This window comes from uncultured Sphingomonas sp., from assembly GCF_913778135.1.
Lineage (GTDB): Bacteria > Pseudomonadota > Alphaproteobacteria > Sphingomonadales > Sphingomonadaceae > Sphingomonas.
Map to the genome: position 1 here is coordinate 1 of NZ_CAJYVU010000175.1, position 16,838 is coordinate 16,838.

Here is a 16,838-nt window from a genome sequence, read left to right on the forward strand (position 1 = left end):
CGGCATGTCGGCAGCGTCCGAACGTGCGCCGACCAAGAAGGCCGCCGCGCGCGACTTCAAGCTGAAGACCGATGCATCGCGCGACGCGTTGCTGACCGATTTCGGCAAGGAAACGCTCAACGACCGCTACCTGCTGCCGGGTGAGAGCTACCAGGACCTGTTCGCGCGCGTCGCCGCCGCTTATGCCGATGACGAGGCGCACGCGCAGCGTATTTACGACTACATCTCGCAACTTTGGTTCATGCCCGCGACGCCGGTGTTGTCGAACGGCGGCACCGGTCGCGGCCTGCCGATCTCCTGCTACCTGAACTCGGTGCCCGACAGCCTGAACGGCATCGTTGACACCTGGAACGAGAACGTCTGGCTCGCCAGCCGCGGCGGCGGCATCGGCACCTACTGGGGTAACGTACGCGGCATCGGTGAGCCGGTCGGGCTGAACGGCAAGACCAGCGGCATTATCCCGTTCGTGCGCGTGATGGATTCGCTGACGCTCGCGATCAGCCAGGGCTCGCTCCGCCGTGGGTCGGCCGCCTGCTACCTCGACGTCAGCCATCCCGAGATCGAGGAGTTCCTCGAGATCCGCAAGCCGTCGGGCGACTTCAACCGCAAGGCGCTCAACCTCCACCACGGCGTGCTGATCCCCGACGCCTTCATGGAAGCCGTCCGCGACGGCGCCGAGTGGGAGCTGAAGAGCCCCAAGGACGGCGCGGTGCGCGGCAAGGTCGACGCCCGTGCGCTGTTCCAGAAGCTGGTCGAGACTCGGCTCGCGACCGGTGAGCCGTACATCGTGTTCGCCGACCACGTGAACTCGAACATGCCCAAGCATCACCGCGAGCTTGGCCTCAAGGTATCGACCTCGAACCTGTGCAGCGAGATCACGCTGCCGACGGGTCGCGATCACCTGGGTAACGATCGCACCGCGGTGTGCTGCCTGTCCTCATTGAACCTCGAAACGTGGGATCAGTGGAAGGATAACAAGACCTTCGTCGAGGACGTGATGCGCTTCCTCGACAACGTTTTGCAGGATTACATCGACCGCCACGAACCCGGCATGGAACGCGCCGCCTATTCCGCCGCGCGCGAGCGGTCAGTGGGTCTGGGCGTCATGGGTTTCCACTCGTTCCTCCAGGCGCGTGGCCTTCCGTTCGAGGGCGCGATGGCGAAGTCGTGGAACCTCAAAATCTTCCGCCACATCCACACGCAGGTCAGTCAGGCGTCGATGCAGCTGGCGGTCGAGCGCGGCCCCTGCCCCGACGCCGCCGACGTGGGCGTGATGGAGCGGTTCAGCTGCAAGATGGCGATCGCGCCGACCGCGTCGATCTCGATCATCTGCGGCGGCACCAGCGCGTGCATCGAGCCGATCCCGGCGAACATCTACACGCATAAGACTCTGTCGGGCAGTTTCTCGGTCAAGAACCCGTATCTGAAAAAGCTGCTTGCGGAAAAGTCGAAGGATTCCGAGGCCGTGTGGAGCTCGATCCTCGAACACGGCGGGTCGGTCCAGCACCTCGACTTCCTGGGTCAGGACGAGAAGGACTGCTACAAGACCAGCTTCGAGATCGATCAGCGCTGGCTGCTCGAGCTCGCCGGCGACCGCACGCCGTACATCGATCAGGCGCAGTCGCTGAACCTGTTCATCCCGGCCGATGTTGAGAAGTGGGACCTGCTGATGCTGCACTTCCGCGCATGGGAGTTGGGCATCAAGTCGCTCTACTATCTGCGTTCCAAGTCGGTGCAGCGCGCGGGCTTCGCCGGGGGCGTCGAGAACGATAACACGATCGAGAAGCCGAAGTACGAATTCGGCGAGACGACCGATTACGACGAGTGCCTCGCCTGTCAGTAAGCACGCTGCTCGTTTGAGCGGTTCAAGTGAAGAACCCCGGTGCTCGAGCACCGGGGTTTTCCATGTCACGAAAGCCCAACGGACCGGGTCATCCGCCCTGGCGATGCCCGCTCATGTCCGCGCCCGCGTCCTCAGCGAAGCGGCGGTTCCACACCAGTGCGGCAAACGAGATGCCCGCCACGGTCAGGAAGGCGACGGAGAAGGTGTCGAGCGTCGGCCCGCCCCGACCGGCCGCTACGGTGCCGAGCTCGAGGATCGTCGCCGCGGTGCAGATGCCGAGCGACAGCGTCAGCTGTTGGAACGTCGCGTAGAAGCTCGTCGCCGCGCTCATCCGCGTGGCATCGACGTCCGCATAGGCGATCGCATTGTAGCCGGTGAACTGGAACGAGGTGAAGAAGCCCGACAGCCCCAGCATCGCGACGATCACGGCGATCGGCCAGTCGGGGCGGAAGAAGGCGCAGATCGCGTAGCCGAGACTGCTCGCGATCCCCGATACGATCAGACTGTCGCGAAAACCCCAGCGCCGAAGCACGCGCGGCGCCAGCGCCTTCATCGCCAGCGCACCGATTGCCCCCGCCATCGTGATCAACCCAGTCTTCGCCGCCGACAGGCCGAAGCCGAGCTGGAACATGAGCGGCAGCAGGAACGGCTGCGCGCCCTGCGTAATCCGCGTCAGCGAGCCCGCGATCACCGACAGGCGGAACGTCGGCACGCGCATCAGCGTCGGGTCGAGGATCGGGTCGGCGACACGCTTGGCGTGGCGGACGTAGCCCGCCCCAAGCAGAACGCCCGCAACCAGCAGCGCGACCGCGACCCTGCCCGTCCCCGGCCGGCTCGACAATTCGAACCCGAACAGCAGGCAGCCGAGCGCCACCCCCGACAGCACGAAGCCCAATCGGTCGAACCGAATGCGCGCGTCGCCGCGCACGTCAGGCACCAGCAGCCATGCCCCCACCACACCCAGAATGCCGATCGGCAGATTGAGGTAGAAGATCCAGCGCCAGTCGAGCGTGGTGACGATCAATCCGCCGAGTGGCGGACCCAGGATCGGTCCCGCGAGCGCGGGCATGACCAGCCACGACAGCGCCTGCACCATGTCTTCCTTGGCAACGCTGCGCAGCAGCACCAGCCGCCCGACCGGGACCATCATCGCGCCGCCGATCCCCTGCACGAACCGAGCGGCGACCAGCGTCGCGAGGCTGTCGGCCTGCGCGCACGCGATCGATCCGATCAAGAACACGCCAATTGCGCCGCAGAAGATCGTACGAGAGCCGAACCGGTCGGCGAGCGTACCGCTTGCCGGAATGAACAAGGCCAGCGCCAGCAGGTAACTGGTGAGCGCCAAGCTGAGGCTGGTGGCGGGGGTGCCGAGATCGCGCGCCATCGTCGGCAGCGCCACGGTCAGCACCGTGCCGTCGAGTTGCTGCATGAACAGTGCGGAGGCGACCACCAGCGCGGTGACGCGGTAACCTCGCGCCGGCGCTGGTGCGCTCGCCGATGTCTGCCCGGAGGACGCGGCTGGCATGGCTGAAGGCGCGGTGATCGCCTCGACGCCGGGCGCCAGACCGTCGCCCACGTCCGCGCTCATCGACGCCAGATTACGCCGTCGCCATCGCATACACCGTCTACCTACTCGATTTCACAGCCCCGACTGAACGCGGGCACGTCCATGCGAAACACTTCTCGCCACCGATCGATGCCATTAGCGCCGACAACCAGTCTGGCATGTGCAACGCCAGACACGATCGACACCGGCGGCTGCAACCCGCGCTGGTCGTACCCGACGGTAGGTTTCCGATGGCGCCTTCGCTCGTGCGATGCGGCGAACGCTGATACCCTCTTGGGCGGCGTCAGGTTTCGCCTGCAACCAAACGCGGACGCCCGACGCGCCTAGCCTTCTACCTCGCCCATCCGCTCGATCAGGACCAGCACGTCGTCGATCAGCGCCTGCATCGCGACCTTCGCGCGTGCCGGATCGCGGGCCAGGATCGCCTCGCACACCACGGCGTGGTCGTTGATGCTGGCGGTGCGACCCGCGATCCGATTGGTCACGCGGATCGATACCCTGAGCGCGGTTGCCACCATGTCGCGGAACTGGACAAAGAAGGGATTGTTCGTCGCGCGCAGGATGGCGACATGAAACGCCAGATCGGCATCGAGCGAATCGTCCTCGCCGCGATCGGCCGCCTTCATCCGCTCCAGTCCCTGAACGATCGCCGCGCGCTGCTCGTCATCGGCGCGCTGTGCCGCCAGCGCCGCTGCCTGCGGCTCTACCCCCATGCGCAACTCGTTGAAGCGGCGCAGCAGTTCGATCGACGGACGTCGTTCGAGCAGCCAGCGCAGCACGTCGGCGTCGAACAGGTTCCATGCTTCCGCCGGCATCACGAACGTGCCCTGCTTTGGCCGCGCGCCAAGCAGCCCCTTCGCGCCCAGCATCTTCACCGCCTCGCGCGTGACGGAGCGGCTGACGCCGTGCTGCCGCACCAGCTCATTCTCGGTTGGAAAGGGCTTGTCGCTATACTCGCCCACCACGATAGCGCGGCCGAGCAGTTCCTGCAGGCCGAAGGTCAGGTTGCGGCCGAGATTCTGCCGCACGGGCGATTCTGATTCGATGTCCACGTCCCCTCACTCTATCAACCTTGCTCGTCACGCCAGCAACTAAATCACAGTCGACATGTCGCATCTATCATATAAAAGGAGCGTGAACGCATAAGCGTGCACGAAGGGGAGAGCGCAGGTGCAGTTGGCGATGATCGACGTACTGGTAGTGGTCGCCTACGCGATCGGCATCTTCGCGCTGGCGCAATGGGTCAGCCGTGACAAGGCCGGCGCCGGGCCTAAGAACACCACCGATTACTTTCTCGCGTCCAAGAACCTGCCGTGGTGGGCGATAGGTGCCAGCCTGATCGCGGCCAACATCTCTGCCGAACAGATCGTCGGCATGTCCGGATCGGGCTACGCCATCGGTCTTGCGATCGCGTCGTACGAATGGATGGCGGCGCTGACGCTGCTGATCGTCGGCAAGTATTTCCTGCCGATCTTCCTCCGCAACGAGATCTACACGATGCCGCAGTTCCTGGAGCGGCGGTACGGTCCGTCGATCCGGACACTGATGGCCTTCTTCTGGCTGGCACTCTACGTCTTCGTCAACCTGACCAGCATCATCTGGCTCGGCTCGATCGCGGTCACCAAGGTCGCGGGCGTCAACCAGGACCTGGCGCTCGTTGTGCTGGGCGTGTTCGCGCTGCTTTACCAGTTGAAGGGCGGGTTGAAGGCGGTCGCGCTGACCGACATCGTGCAGGTGACGCTGCTGGTGCTCGGCGGCCTCATCATCGCCTATCTGACACTCGGCGAACTGGGACAGGGCAGCGGCGTCGTCGCAGGCTTCTCGCGCCTGACCCGCGAAATACCCGATCACTTCGACATGATCCTCGACAAGGGCAATCCGCACTACATGGACCTGCCCGGCCTGTCGGTGCTGATCGGCGGCATGTGGATCGCCAACTTGAGCTATTGGGGGTTCAACCAGTACATCATCCAGCGCGCGCTCGCCGCCAAGTCGATCGATGAGGCGCGCAAGGGTGTGCTGTTCGCCGCGTTCCTTAAACTGTTGATGCCGATCGTCATCGTGCTGCCGGGGATTGCGGCGGTGATCCTGGCGCCCGACCTGCCCAAGCCCGACGAAGCCTATCCGACGATGATGCGGCTGCTGCCCAGTGGTCTGCTCGGCCTCGTCTTCGCGGCGCTGGTGGCGGCGATCATCGCGTCGACCGCGTCCAAGATCAACTCGATCGCGACGATCTTCACGCTCGATGTCTGGGCGAAGTTCAAGCGCAAGCCATCGACGGTCGAGAATGATGTCGCCGATGATCGCCGCCTCGTGCTGGTCGGTCGCATCGCCGCGTCGGTGGCGATCGTGCTCGCGATCCTGACCGCGCGCCCGCTGGTCGGATCGTCGGAGCAGGCGTTCCAGTTCATCCAGGAGTTCACCGGCTTCTTCACGCCGGGCATCACCGTCATCTTCCTACTCGGTCTGTTCTGGAAACGCGCCAACGAGGCGGGCGCGATCACCGCCGCGATCGCCTCTGTGCTGCTGTCGTGGGGGATGAAGGTCTGGACGCCCGGCCTTCCGTTCATGGACCGCATGGGTGTCGTCTTCCTCGCGGCGCTCGCGCTCGCCGTCGTCGTCTCGCTGCTGACACCCAGTCGCGGCGACCGTGACACCATCGACACCCACGATGTCGGCTATCGCACCACGACGAGCTTCAACGTCGGCGCGCTTGCCGTCGTCCTGATCCTCATCGTCCTGTACGCGACCTTCTGGTGAGCGCGAACAGCTTCATCGCGATCGATTGGGGCACGACCAACCGGCGTGCCTATCTGATCGAGGACGGCGTCGTCACCCGCACCGAGCGCGACGGCCTCGGCATCCGCGCGGTCTCGGACGGCAATTTCGCTGCCGCTACCCGCGCGCTCAAGCAGCAGATGGGCGACCACCCGATGCTGCTCGCCGGGATGATCGGGTCGAACCGCGGCTGGGTCGATGCGGGCTATGTCGCCTGCCCTGCCACGCTCGACACGCTTGCCGCAGCAACGCGGCGGGTAGAAGACGATGTCTTCATCGTGCCCGGCGTCAGCATCGTCGATGGTGCCCGCGCGGACGTGATGCGCGGCGAGGAGGTTCAGCTGCTCGGCGCGGTTGAGGGCGGGCTCGTGCCCGGCGACGCGCTGCTGTGCCAGCCCGGAACGCATTGCAAATGGGCGCGCATGCGTGAGGGCGCGCTGGTCGATTTCGCCACCGCGATGACCGGCGAAGCCTTTGCGCTGCTGCGCGATCACGCGCTGATTGGCGCGGCGATGACGGACGCGGTCGGCGAAGGACAAGCATTCCGCGACGGTGTCGCGCGCGCGGGCGATCACGATCTGCTCGCGGCCTTGTTCGGTGTACGCCCGGCAAGCCTGCTCGGCCTGCGCGACGACGCCGATGCGGCGTCCTACGTCAGCGGGCTGCTGATCGGCAGCGATGTGCGCGCGCAGGTGTCCGCGGGCGACCGGGTCCACGTGCTTGCCGACCCCGTGCTCGGCGCGCTCTACGCCGCGGCGATCGAGCAGGTCGGCGCGCGCAGTGTCGCGGTCGACAGCCACTCGGCCTTCGTGTCGGGGATTACCCACATCTGGGAACTCATGTCATGATCGATTTCACGCAGGCGTTCGCCGCCTTGCCGCTCGTCGCCATCCTGCGCGGTGTCACCCCCGACACGGTTGAGGGCGTCGGCGAGGAACTGCTCGCCGCCGGCTTTACGCTGATCGAGGTGCCGCTCAACTCGCCCGATCCGTTCACCAGCATCGAGCGACTGGCGCGTCGCTTCGGCGACCATGCGCTGTTCGGCGCCGGCACGGTGCTGAGCGTCGCCGACGTGGCACGCGTGCAGGACGCCGGCGGACGCATGGTCATCTCGCCCAACACCAACCTGTCGGTGATCGCCGCCACCGCGGCGGGCGGCATGGCGTCGCTGCCGGGCTATTTCAGTCCGTCGGAGGCGTTCGCCGCGCTCGACGCGGGCGCGACCGCGCTGAAGCTGTTCCCGGCCGAGGCGGCGAGCCCGGCGGTGCTGAAGGCGCAGCGCGCGGTGCTGCCGAAACACGTGCCGGTGCTGACGGTCGGCGGAATCACGCCCGACAACATGACGCCGTGGCGCGAGGCGGGGGCGGACGGTTTCGGGCTCGGCTCCGCGCTCTACCGTGTCGGATCGACTTCGGCACAGGTACGTGCCGCCGCCGATGCCTTTGTGGCCGGCTGGAGCGCGTCGGCATGAAGAAGACCCTTGCCGCGCTGGCGTTTACTATTGCCGCACCGCTCGTCGCGACACCGTCGCCGATGCTGGTCAACCCGCTGCTGCCGTCCGGCCCCGATCCGTCGATCGTGCGGGTAGGCGGCACCTATTATTACATGGCGACGCTCAGGAACCGGCTCGCGATCCGCGCTACGACCGACATGGCCAAGCTCGCCGACGCACCAGAGCATATCGTGTGGACCCCGCCCGCGAGCGGGCCGAACGCGCAGTCGATCTGGGCGCCCGAGCTGCACCGCATCGATGGCAAATGGTTCATCTATTATACCGCGGCGGCGAGCGGTCACGACGATGACGACCACCGCGGCATCTTCGTACTGGAGAACGCCTCGCGCGATCCGTTGCAGGGCACCTGGATCGACCGCGGCCGCGTCAACACACGGTTGTCCGGGATCGACGGCACCACCTTCGCGACCGGCGGCAAGCGCTACTTCGCTTACTCGCCCTATGTCGGGCCAGACAGCGTGCTGGCGATCGCGCGCATGACCAATCCCTGGACGCTGGCGGGCGAAGAGACGGTGATCGCGCGCCCCGACCAGACATGGGAGCGGCAGGGCGGCCGGCAGATTCTGGAAGGTCCGGCGTTCCTCAAGGGACCGAAGGGCGACCTCTTCCTCAGCTATTCAGGCAGCGCATGCTGGTCGGACGATTACGCGATCGGCCTGCTCCATGCCGCTCCCGGCAGCGATCCGCTGAATGCAGCCAGCTGGCACAAGCAGCCGACACCCGTTGTGGCGAAGAACCCGGCCGGCGGCGTCTTCGCGCCCGGGCACAATGCCTTTTTTGCGGCCGGCGGTCAGACGTGGATCGTCTATCACGCCAACCCGCGCGCCGGCATGAAGTGCACGCCCGCGCGCGCGCCGCACGTGCAACGCGTCACCTGGTCGAAGGACGGGCAACCGGTCTTCGCACTGCCGGTCAGCGGCCCCCAACCGGCACCGCCCACCCGCTGACAAAATGGGAGCGAACGCAGCGCGCCCGCTCCCGATCAAACCTTGGCCATTACCGCCGGGCAGCGTCGTCGAACGCTGCCCGGCTTTTCGTATCAGCGTCGACGCTCGCGCGCGGGAACCGCCTGTGCTTGCCCCTGCACCATCGGAGGCACGACGCCCTTCGGTGCCGCGGCCAGGCTGCGGATCAGGTCGGTCTCGGCCTGGCGATAGGGCGTGCCGTCGTTGCGGAACACCTCGTGGAACCAGATCGTCGGCTCCTCATAGGTGTACGGCTTCTTCCAGCTGTCCCACGGCAGCCGCGTCTGCGTCTTGCCGTCGACGAAGCCCCAGTTCATCATTGCGATATTGTAGCGCTTGCCGATCGGCAGCGAGCCGTCGAAGGTCGAACCGTTACCGCGCGCCATATATTCGGTGCACAGGATCGGGCGGTTGTACGGCAGCAATTGCTTGACGCGCGCCTCGAACTTCTCCGGCCAGTTGTAATCGTGAAACGAGATCACGTCTGACTGGTTGAGCTGCAGCTTTTCCATCGGCGTCAGCTTGCCGCCGTTCTGCGACCAGTCGTCGTGCTGCCACACGCCCGAGGTGATCGGCTGCGACGGTTCGGCCGCGCGTGCCCAGTCGAACACCTGCGCCAGCAACGCGCGCACCAGCGGCTCCTTGCCCTCCTGCCCCTTGTACTGGTCGGCACCGTTGTCGGGCTCGTTCCACACGTCCCAGCCGAGCACGCGGTCGTCGTTCCTGAACGCGCCGATCACGCCCTGCACATAGGCGCGATAGGCGGGGTAGCGCGTCTTGTCGCGCAGACCCGGCAGACCCGGACCCTGCACCCAGCCTGAGTTGTGGACACCCGGAATTGGCGGATGTTGCGGCCCGAGCTTCGGATCAGGATCCCAGCAGCTGTCGAACAGCACGAACAGCGGCTTGATGCCGTGGCGCTGCGCGAGCATCAGGAACTCGTCGATGCGGCGGCGAAAGCCCTCGGGATCGCTCGTCCATAGCTGGTCGTGCAGGAACACGCGCATCGTGTTCATGCCGATGCCCTGCGCCAGACCAAGCTCGTAATCGATCCGCTTGGGATCCCACGTCTCGGCCTGCCACATCTCCATCTGGTTGATCGCGGTCGCGGGCGTATAGTTGCTGCCGACCAGCCACGGCTGCTTGCCGTACCAGGCGTTCGCCTGCGCCTCGGTCCAGCGCACGCGCGCCTCGGCACCGCCGCACACGAGCGTGCTGCCGAGCAGCAGCGACGCCAACAGATGCTTTTTCACGTGATCCTCCCGGTTACTTCTTCTGGACGAAAAGCTTGTAGGTCATGGTGTTGCGATAGGTCTGGCCGGGATCGAGCCGGATCGAGGGAAAGCCCGGCTGGTTCATTGCGTCGGGGAACACCTGCGGCTCCATCACGATAGCGTCGCCCATCCGATACAGCTGGCCGTTCTTGCCCTTGACCGTCCCGTCGAAGAAATTGCCGGAATAGAATTGCAGACCCGGCTGGTTCGACCACAATTCGAACCCGCGGCCCGACACCGGCTCGACCACCCGCGCCATCATGTGCTGGTCGGCAGTCACGCGGTCGCCGATCACCCAATTGTGGTCGTACCCGCGCCCGAACACGATCTGCTGGTCGCGCGCGTCGCGTACCCGGTCGCCGACCGCGGTGGGCTTGCGGAAATCGAACACTGTGCCCGCGACGCTGGCGTGACGGCCGAGCGGGATCGAGGACGCGTCGGTCGGCGTGTAGCGGTCCGCCGGGATCGTCACGACATGCCCCATCGCGCCGGTGCCCGGCCCGGCGAGGTTCCAATAGGCGTGGTTGGAGATGTTGACGTAGGTCGGCTTGTCAGTCGTCGCGACATAGGCGATCGTCAGCTGGTTCTGCTCGTCGAGCGAATAGGTCGCGGTCGTCGTCAGCGTACCGGGATAACCCATGTCGCCGTCCGGGCTGACGTAGCGCAGCGTCACCGACGCAGCGGGTCCGTTCTTCGTGTCGACGACCTGCCACAGCACCTTGTCGAACCCCTTGGTCCCGCCGTGCAGTGAATTGGGGCCGTTGTTGACCGGCGTCGAATATTGCCGGCCGTCGAGCGTGAAGCGGCCCTTCGCCACGCGGTTGGCGACGCGGCCGACGGTCGCGCCGAAGAATTCGGGCTTGGTCGCGTAACCCTCCAGCGTGTCGTATCCGACCTGCACGTCGGCGACCTTGCCGTTCCGATCGGGCATCTTGAGCGATTGCAGCGCCGCACCCAGCGCGATCACCGTGGCGCTAACGCCCTTGGCGTTGGTCAGCGTGACGGCGGGGACGTGCCGGCCGTCGGGCAAGGTGCCGAAGTCGCTCCGCCGCGCCTCGGCCGCGAGTGCCGGGCTGGCGGCGGTGCCGGCCAGCAGGGCGGCGGCGATCATCGTCTTGCGCATCATCATTCTCCCTCGTCGAGCGTCACGAACCGCGCTCGCTATCCCTTGAAGCGGTACGGCGCGACACCGCGACAGCCGGCATCGACCTCGAACAGCGCGCCGGCATGTTCCTCGTCGCAGCCCTCGGCGGCAGAGGTCACGAACATGCGGTCGAGCGCCTCGCCTGCGAACGCGACGTTGGTGATCTGCGACGCGGGCAATGCGATTACACGCTCGCGGCGACCCGCGGGATCGAAGCGTGCGACGCACGCACCGCCCCAGCACGCGACCCATAGATGCGCTTCGGCATCAAAGGTCATGCCATCGGGATTGCCCCAGCCGTCCTCGAACACGATGAACGGGGCTCGCGGACCCACCGATCCGTCATCGTGCACGGGGTAGCGGAAGATCGTGCGCAGCGCGGTGTCGGTGTGGAGCAGGAACCCGTCACCGATCGCGGGACCGTTCGCGATCGTATAGCCGTCACTCACGCGCGTCGCGCTGCCATTGGGGTCTAGTCGGTAAAATGCACCCGACGCGCGGTCGCAGCCAAAAGGCATCGATCCGGCCCAGATGCGACCCGCCCTGTCCGCCTTGGCATCGTTGAAGCGGTTGCCCTCGCGCTCGGGCTCGGGCGCCGCAATCGTTTCGACCTCCAGCGGATCGAGCGTCAGCGCAGCGAACGTCCGTCCGACGCCTGCAACGAAACCGCCCCGCTCGCGCTCGATCAGCCAGCCGACGACATCGGGCAGTTCCCACACGGTCACCGCATCGTTGGCGAGCGCCAGCCGCTGTACGCGCCGCTCAAGTATGTCGACCCAGAACACTGCCTGCTCGCGCGCGCTCCACAGCAGCCCCTCGCCCAGCCTATCGCGGCGGCCGCGGGGAATGATGCGCACTTCGACCATCAGTGGCTGTCCCGCGGCATGCCCTGTTGTGCGATCCGCTGGAACTTGACCGCAGGCTCCAGCACCGCGCCGGTCGAAAACTGCCCGACCATGCCGCGCTGGATCTCCTGCCACGGCGTCTGCGACGGCGGCGTGATCGCATCCTCCACCGTCGCGAGTTCCGACCGGCGCCGCGCAATCTCATTCTCGTCGACCAGCATGTCGGCACTGCGCGTGTTCAAATCGATACGCACCACGTCGCCGGTGCGCAGCAGCGCGAGCCCGCCACCGACCGCCGCCTCGGGCGAGGCATTGAGGATCGACGGGCTGCCGCTCGTCCCCGATTGCCGCCCGTCGCCGATGCACGGCAGCGCGTGGATGCCGGCACGGATCAGCGCGGCGGGCGGGCGCATGTTCACCACCTCGGCACCGCCGGGATAGCCGACCGGGCCCGCGCCGCGGATCACCAGCACGGTGTGCTCGTCGATGCCGAGCGCCGGGTCATCGATCCGTTCATGATAATCCTCCGGCCCGTCGAACACGACCGCGCGCGCCTCGAACATGTCGGGATGTGCCGGGTCGGCGAGATAGCGGGCGCGAAACTCGTCGGAGATGACCGACAGCTTCATCACCGCGGCGTCGAACAGATTGCCGCGCAGCACCACCAGCCCGGCATCGGACTTCAGCGGCTTGGCAAACGGGCGGATCACGTCGCTGTCCTGGATCTGCGCGTCGGCGATATTGTCGGCGACGCTCGCGCCATTGGCGGTCAGCACATTGCCGTCGAGCAAGCCTGCGCGGTACAGCTCGCCCATCACTGCGGGCACGCCGCCGGCGCGGTAGTAATCTTCGCCCAGATAGCTGCCCGCCGGTTGCAGGTTGACGAGCAGCGGCACGTCCGCGCCATGCTCTTCCCAGTCCGACAGCGTCAGCACGACACCCATGTGGCGCGCGATTGCGTTCAGGTGGATCGGCGCATTGGTCGACCCGCCGATCGCGGAATTGACGCGGATCGCATTCAGGAATGCCGCGCGCGTCATAATGTCCGATGGTTTGCGATCGGCGCGCACCATCTCGACGATCTGCCGTCCGGTCTCCCACGCGCATTCCTGCCGGTCGCGGTAGGGCGCCGGAATCGCTGCCGATCCGGGCAGCGACATGCCCAGCGCCTCGGCCAGGCTGTTCATTGTCGTGGCGGTGCCCATCGTGTTGCAGAACCCGGTCGACGGCGCGGACGATGCAACCAACTTGATGAAGCCCGCCTGGTCGATCTCGCCTGCCGCCAGCAGCTCGCGCGCTTTCCACACGATCGTGCCCGATCCAGTGCGCTGCCCCTTGTACCAGCCGTTCAGCATCGGGCCGACAGACAGTGCAATCGCCGGTATGTTGACGGTCGCCGCCGCCATCAGCGCCGAGGGCGTCGTCTTGTCGCACCCGATCGTCAGGACGACACCGTCGATCGGATAACCGTACAGCACCTCGACCAGCCCGAGATAGGCGAGATTGCGGTCGAGCCCGGCGGTCGGGCGCTTGCCCGTTTCCTGCAGCGGGTGCGTCGGGAACTCGATCGGAATGCCGCCGGCATCACGGATGCCCGCCTTGACCCGCTCCGCCAGCACCAAATGGTGGCGATTGCAGGGGACGAGATCGCTGCCTGATTGCGCGATACCGATGATCGGGCGATCGGACTGCAACTCCTCCAGGCTCAGCCCGTAATTCAAATAGCGCTCGATATAGAGCGCGGTCATGTCCGGATTGCTGGAATTGTTGAACCACTGCCGGCTACGCAGCCCGCCCGTCGCAGGTCCCGCCTGCCCCTGATCCGCTGCCATCAATCCTCCCCGGCCAACCCACTCCCGGCGGTCGGCATCTTCCGTATAGCCGAACATAGCAGCAGGATACAGCAACAAACAATACTTGTATGATGAATAAGACTGAAGTAGCGCGTTGCATGAAGGCCGCAGCGATCGGCCATGTCATGGGGAGGGGAATATGCGCGTATCTGCACTTCGTGGTACCATCAGTGCATCCGCACTCGTGCTGGCCTTGTGCGCGACTACTGTCGCAGCACAGACCGCCGACACCGCCGTACAGCAGCCCGGATCAACCAGTCAGGCAGGCTCAACCGCGCAGAGCGGCTCGACTGCCGAGATGCCGACCGCCGGTGCCGCAGCGACCAACGAGCAGAACGGTGACCAGACCGCGGCGCAGACCGTCGGCGGCGCGGCCGAACGCGGCCCCAGCACCGATGGCGAGGTGGGTGACGACATCGTCGTGACCGGACAGCGCGCCAGCCTGACCGCCTCGCGCAACATCAAGCGCAACGCCGATCAGGTCGTCGACTCGCTCGTCGCCGACGACATCGGCAAGTTCCCCGACAACTCGGTCGCCGCCGCGCTGCAGCGCGTTCCCGGCGTGCAGGTGTCGAACGGCTTCAACAACGAAATTCAGGCGCCGATCGTCCGCGGTCTGGGCGACATCCTGACGACGGTCGACGGGCGCGAGATCTTCACCGGTGTCGGCCGCGGCTTCGCGTTTCAGGATCTTCCCGCCGAAGCTCTCGCCGGCGTCGACGTCTACAAGTCGAACTCCGCCGACCTGATCGAGGGCGGGATCGCCGGCTCGATCAACATGAAGCTGCAGAAGCCGTTCAACTTCAAGAAGGGGCTGACCGTCGCCACCAACGTGCGCGGTTTCTACGGCGACATCTCCGACAAGACGAGCTTCACCGCCGGCATGCTGGTATCGGGCCGCTGGGACACCGGCATCGGCGAGATGGGCCTGCTCGCCGACGTATCGTACGCGCGCAACAATTTCAGCCGTCCGATTTCGTTCAACTGCGATCCGCGCTCGGCCAACAACGGCCCACCCGGTGCGCGTGACACCGTGCTGCCGACCTGCGTCGGCGGCGTGGTCGACAACGGTCGCAACACGCGTCCACAGGTCAATGCCGCGTTCCAGTGGCGCCCCTCGCCCGATCTGGAGATCTACGCCGACGGCCTATACGCCGGCTACCGCGCGCGCTTCGGCAGTTATTTCATCTCGTCCGACCTGTTCGGATCGCGCAGCATCAGCGACGTTCAGCGCACCGACGAATGCTTCACCGCGCCCGTCAACGGCGCGGGCTTCCCCGGCGGCGCGAACGATCCGCGGCAGAATCTGTGCGTCGGCGCCAGCGCGACCTTCAACGGCGTTCCCGGCCTGACCAGCACGCAGGCGAAGACCAGCTTCACCGACCAATATGTCGGCGGCGGCGGCTTCCGCTTCAATCGTGACGCGGTGCACGTCAACCTTGACCTCAGCTACATCAATTCGACGACGGGCAACCGCACCATCATCGTCGATATCGGCAAGCAGGTGCCGAGCGTCGGCATCGTCATCGACGACAACAAGCACGGCACGACCAACATGCCGGGCAATCCGCTGGGCAGCGCGACCGACTTCCGCTTCGCCAACTCGCTGTTCCAGGAGATCACGCGCGCGAACAGCAGCCAATACGCTGCCAAGTTCGATGCCGCGTTCGACATCGAAAGCAACTTCCTGCGCCAGTTCCAGATCGGCGTGCGCTACAACAAGCGCGACGCCACCTTCCGCGGCACCGCGCCGGGCGGACCGGGTGCGCCGGGCGGCAACCGCAACACGCTGATCAGTTCGGTCGGCCTGCCGGGCGACTTCCTGGTCGAGACACCCGCCACGATTCCGTTCATCAACGGCGGTGCGCCATGGGTGACGCCCGACCGCGACTTCCTGCTCGACCAGACCGATCGCCTGCGCGCGATCTTCGGCGGCGCGGCGGGCGATCCCGCGTACAGCCCGACGCGCAACTATGACGCGCGCGAGAACACCCTCGCCGCCTATGTGCAGGGCAAGTACGAGGTTGATCTGGGCGGCGCATCGCTGATCGACGGTCTGGCCGGCGTCCGCGTGGTGCGTTCGGCGCGCTCGCTGACCGGCACGTCGGTCACCTCGGTCGGCGGCGCCACGGTCTTCACGCCGACGACGCGCGACACGACCGATACCTACGTATTGCCGAACGCGAGCATCCGTTACCGCGCGACCTCGAACCTTCAGTTCCGCGGCACCTATGCCAAGACGCTGTCGCGCCCGACCTTCGGCGATCTGAATCCGGGTCTGTCTTTCGTCATTCCGGCGAACCTGAACGTCGTGCCGACCGCCAGCGGCGGCAATCCCGACCTGCGCGCGGTGCTGTCGGACAATTTCGACGCAACGGCGGAATTGTATTTTGGCCGATCGAGCTCGTTCACGATTGCGGGCTATTACCGCAACATCAAGGACCGCGTTGCCGCTGCCAACTCGACGCTGGTCGTCAACGGCATCAGCTACCGCCTGACGCAGCCGCGCAACGTCGGCTCCTCGACGCTGAAGGGGATCGAGGTCGGCACACAGACCTTCTTCGACTTCCTGCCCGAAGGTCTCGATGGGTTCGGCGTGCTCGCCAACTTCACCTACGCCGACAGCGTCATCAAGACGCCGGGCGATCCGCTAGAGGGGCAGCCGCTGCTGGGCGTATCGAAATACGCCTATACGGCCGGTGGTCTGTACGAGAAGTACGGCATCACCGCGCGCGCGGTCTACACCTGGCGTGACGGGTATAACGAGGTGCTGTTCAACGGCGGAACGTTGGTCGGCGCTAACTTCGACAGCCAGTTCAACCGGGTACGCGCAAACGGACGGCTCGACTTCTCCGTGTCCTACGACATCACGCCAAACGTGACGGTCAGCGTCGACGGGGTGAACGTGCTCGGCGGGCGGTATTACAGCTATTTCGACAAGACGCTGTTCCCGCACGACGTGCGCCTGGATGACAAGTTCTACGGCGCCAGCATCCGCGCCCGCTTCTGACGACCCACGCCGGTACCCCGTCGGGCACATGCCCACGCGGTGCCGG

Annotated in this window: 12 protein-coding genes; 6 read left to right on the forward strand and 6 right to left on the reverse strand. The window is 66.0% G+C overall.

The features are described from left to right. Positions 1-4: 4 nt before the first annotated feature. The gene (locus QZ847_RS15440) at positions 5-1,843 is read left to right on the forward strand and encodes a ribonucleoside-diphosphate reductase subunit alpha (RefSeq protein WP_294358294.1); all 1,839 of its coding nucleotides are present in this window, start codon (positions 5-7) and stop codon (positions 1,841-1,843) included. 88 nt (positions 1,844-1,931) lie between these two features. On the opposite strand, the gene QZ847_RS15445 is transcribed toward QZ847_RS15440, so the two are convergent. Together QZ847_RS15445 and QZ847_RS15450 are read right to left on the reverse strand one after the other, a co-directional pair. Continuing rightward, positions 1,932-3,431, reverse strand: a complete 1,500-nt coding sequence (locus QZ847_RS15445) for an MFS transporter (protein ID WP_294358168.1) — start codon at positions 3,429-3,431, stop codon at positions 1,932-1,934. Between the two features lie 302 nt (positions 3,432-3,733). Continuing rightward, a complete protein-coding gene (locus QZ847_RS15450) occupies positions 3,734-4,462 on the reverse strand; it encodes a FadR/GntR family transcriptional regulator (protein ID WP_294358171.1) in 729 nt (242 codons plus the stop codon). Positions 4,463-4,580: 118 nt separating this feature from the next. Here QZ847_RS15450 and QZ847_RS15455 point away from each other — a divergent pair, with 118 nt between their 5' ends. From QZ847_RS15455 to QZ847_RS15470, 4 genes are read left to right on the forward strand one after another with little or no spacing between them, the layout of a single operon-like run. After that, positions 4,581-6,170, forward strand: coding sequence for a sodium/sugar symporter (locus tag QZ847_RS15455; RefSeq protein WP_294358173.1), 1,590 nt, complete (start codon positions 4,581-4,583; stop codon positions 6,168-6,170). Beyond that, positions 6,167-7,036 carry a 2-dehydro-3-deoxygalactonokinase gene (locus tag QZ847_RS15460; RefSeq protein WP_294358175.1) on the forward strand — a complete coding sequence of 290 codons (870 nt, stop codon included), beginning with the start codon at positions 6,167-6,169 and terminating at the stop codon, positions 7,034-7,036. Before QZ847_RS15455 ends, QZ847_RS15460 begins: the two co-directional genes overlap by 4 nt. Continuing rightward, positions 7,033-7,659, forward strand: a complete 627-nt coding sequence (locus tag QZ847_RS15465) for a 2-dehydro-3-deoxy-6-phosphogalactonate aldolase (RefSeq protein WP_294358178.1) — start codon at positions 7,033-7,035, stop codon at positions 7,657-7,659. The genes QZ847_RS15460 and QZ847_RS15465 overlap by 4 nt, the downstream gene beginning before the upstream one ends. Further along, the gene (locus QZ847_RS15470; protein WP_294358180.1) at positions 7,656-8,648 is read left to right on the forward strand and encodes a glycoside hydrolase family 43 protein; all 993 of its coding nucleotides are present in this window, start codon (positions 7,656-7,658) and stop codon (positions 8,646-8,648) included. The genes QZ847_RS15465 and QZ847_RS15470 overlap by 4 nt, the downstream gene beginning before the upstream one ends. Positions 8,649-8,740: 92 nt before the next feature. On the opposite strand, the gene QZ847_RS15475 is transcribed toward QZ847_RS15470, so the two are convergent. Genes QZ847_RS15475 through QZ847_RS15490 form a run of 4 tightly spaced genes read right to left on the reverse strand, consistent with a single transcriptional unit; the run spans position 8,741 to position 13,761 of the window. Beyond that, positions 8,741-9,919, reverse strand: coding sequence for a cellulase family glycosylhydrolase (locus QZ847_RS15475; protein WP_294358182.1), 1,179 nt, complete (start codon positions 9,917-9,919; stop codon positions 8,741-8,743). Between the two features lie 13 nt (positions 9,920-9,932). Next, positions 9,933-11,066 (reverse strand): aldose epimerase family protein, encoded by a 1,134-nt coding sequence (locus QZ847_RS15480; protein ID WP_294358297.1) that lies wholly within the window; start codon positions 11,064-11,066, stop codon positions 9,933-9,935. A gap of 35 nt (positions 11,067-11,101) precedes the next feature. Beyond that, on the reverse strand, positions 11,102-11,950 hold the full coding sequence (locus QZ847_RS15485) for an SMP-30/gluconolactonase/LRE family protein (RefSeq protein WP_294358184.1): 849 nt from the start codon (positions 11,948-11,950) through the stop codon (positions 11,102-11,104). Continuing rightward, positions 11,950-13,761 carry an IlvD/Edd family dehydratase gene (locus QZ847_RS15490; protein ID WP_294358189.1) on the reverse strand — a complete coding sequence of 604 codons (1,812 nt, stop codon included), beginning with the start codon at positions 13,759-13,761 and terminating at the stop codon, positions 11,950-11,952. The genes QZ847_RS15485 and QZ847_RS15490 overlap by 1 nt, the downstream gene beginning before the upstream one ends. Before the next feature lie 160 nt (positions 13,762-13,921). Between QZ847_RS15490 and QZ847_RS15495 the strand changes: the two genes are divergently transcribed. Next, the gene (locus QZ847_RS15495; RefSeq protein ID WP_294358192.1) at positions 13,922-16,792 is read left to right on the forward strand and encodes a TonB-dependent receptor; all 2,871 of its coding nucleotides are present in this window, start codon (positions 13,922-13,924) and stop codon (positions 16,790-16,792) included. Positions 16,793-16,838: the final 46 nt, after the last annotated feature.

Coding starts and splice junctions, on each gene's coding strand:
- QZ847_RS15440 (WP_294358294.1), top strand. CDS start 5: ATGTCGGCAGCGTCCGAACGTGCGCCGACCAAGAAGGCCGCCGCGCGC.
- QZ847_RS15445 (WP_294358168.1), bottom strand. CDS start 3,431: ATGAGCGCGGACGTGGGCGACGGTCTGGCGCCCGGCGTCGAGGCGATC.
- QZ847_RS15465 (WP_294358178.1), top strand. CDS start 7,033: ATGATCGATTTCACGCAGGCGTTCGCCGCCTTGCCGCTCGTCGCCATC.
- QZ847_RS15470 (WP_294358180.1), top strand. CDS start 7,656: ATGAAGAAGACCCTTGCCGCGCTGGCGTTTACTATTGCCGCACCGCTC.
- QZ847_RS15480 (WP_294358297.1), bottom strand. CDS start 11,066: ATGATGCGCAAGACGATGATCGCCGCCGCCCTGCTGGCCGGCACCGCC.
- QZ847_RS15485 (WP_294358184.1), bottom strand. CDS start 11,950: ATGGTCGAAGTGCGCATCATTCCCCGCGGCCGCCGCGATAGGCTGGGC.
- QZ847_RS15490 (WP_294358189.1), bottom strand. CDS start 13,761: ATGGCAGCGGATCAGGGGCAGGCGGGACCTGCGACGGGCGGGCTGCGT.
- QZ847_RS15495 (WP_294358192.1), top strand. CDS start 13,922: ATGCGCGTATCTGCACTTCGTGGTACCATCAGTGCATCCGCACTCGTG.